The organism is uncultured Lactobacillus sp., from assembly GCF_902491705.1.
Lineage (GTDB): Bacteria > Bacillota > Bacilli > Lactobacillales > Lactobacillaceae > Lactobacillus.
Map to the genome: position 1 here is coordinate 1 of NZ_CABUIW010000113.1, position 1,500 is coordinate 1,500.

3 protein-coding genes are annotated in these 1,500 nt (G+C 31.1%); 2 read left to right on the top strand and 1 reads right to left on the bottom strand.

The features are described 5' to 3' along the window. The first annotated feature begins 209 nt into the window (after positions 1–209). Both RDN22_RS11360 and RDN22_RS11365 read left to right on the top strand, forming a co-directional pair. Positions 210–1,013, top strand: a complete 804-nt coding sequence (locus RDN22_RS11360; protein WP_308558162.1) for an exodeoxyribonuclease III — start codon at positions 210–212, stop codon at positions 1,011–1,013. An 89-nt stretch (positions 1,014–1,102) separates the two neighbouring features. Next, entirely contained in the window at positions 1,103–1,378 is a 276-nt protein-coding gene (locus tag RDN22_RS11365) for a hypothetical protein (protein WP_308558163.1), read from the top strand. A gap of 5 nt (positions 1,379–1,383) precedes the next feature. Here the strand turns inward: RDN22_RS11365 and RDN22_RS11370 are convergent. Continuing rightward, the coding region (locus tag RDN22_RS11370; protein ID WP_308554877.1) for an IS3 family transposase at positions 1,384–1,500 on the bottom strand (117 nt) is incomplete at its 5' end.

A 1,500-nucleotide genomic window follows, 5' to 3' on the forward strand; every position in this document is an offset into this window, starting at 1 on the left:
CTGACTAATAATTATTTTATATATTTTAGCTGTCTACTTGACGCGGTACGGATCAAAGTCTAGTAGTTTTTTATAGTCAGAAATGGTAAGAATTTTATTCATTATAATTATCCTCGTATAGATGTATCAATATATAAATTAGTTTAAATACGTTAAAAATGCAATATCCATGTATTAAGTCATATTGCATTAAGAAAGGAAAAAGTGAAATGAAATTAGTTAATTGGAATATTGCTTCTCTAAAATCTATGCTTTTTGGAACAACAACTAGGGCATTGCAAACTAGAGAAATTTCGCAAAAAATCATTAAAGATAATCCAGATATTATTGGATTACAAGAAGTTAAAATTAGACCAGATGGACCTGATGCTAAAGAAAACAAAAAATTAACGGAGCTTTTTCCAAATTATAATATCGTATATCGTGCTTCTCAGTCACCAGCTAAAACTAGTTATGCGGGGACGATGATTTTGCATAAACGTGATTTAAATCCCATTCGAATTATTAAGCCTAATATTGATAGTGGTGATTTGGATAGTGAAGGAAGATTATTAATTTTAGAGTTTAAGAAGCATTACTTTGTTAATGCATATATTCCTCACTATGAATATCATAAATATAGACAGCATGCTCATTGGATGAAGGAACTAACAGAATACATTGATAAACTTAACCAAAAGAAGGTAGTTCTGTTAGCCGGTGACCTATCAATTTTATTAGGCAAAAAGACAGTCAAATCAACTGTTTCTAAAAAAGCAGTATTGGAATTAAAAAGACAATATGATTCACTGTTGGACTTAGGCTTGAGGGATGCCTATATTGTTAAACCGAATGGACAAAATGACGCTACATGGTGGGCTCCAAATATTGAAAAGAAAGTCGAAAACGGAATTAGGACCGATTTTTGGCTAGTAAGTGATAGTGTAAGTAATAAAATAATATCTTCAGGACCAATTGATACAGGTAAGCGCAGGGATCATGCACCAATGAAATTGGATATTGATATCAATTAATATATAAATAAAAAGCGGAACTTTATTAGTTCTGTTTTTTTATTTTTTGCGGTAAACTTAACTAACAATATACTAACGGAGGTACATATATGAATGCAAATCAAAAGATATTGCGAAGAGAAATTAATCAGGGAGCTTATCCAAGTTTAAATATACTGGAAAATACCACTGGTTCTGGCAAAAATTATGCGATTGAGCAGGTAATAGTTGATGAATTTATAGCTCATCCTGAAAATTTATCTATATATGTAACTACTAGAAGGAATAATCGTGATCAAGTTGCGCACGAAATTAAAATGGCTCTTCCTAAAAATGAAAGAAAAAAGGTATTGGTTTTACGTTCTGAAGTGGGACCTAAAAAGTAGACATTTTAAAACATAGGATTAATAGAGGCTTGATTCCGATATTCTTTCGGAGTTAAGCCTTTTAATCTGCTCTTTATCCTTTCTTCGTTATAGTATTTGATATATTCCTCTATAGCTTGAGC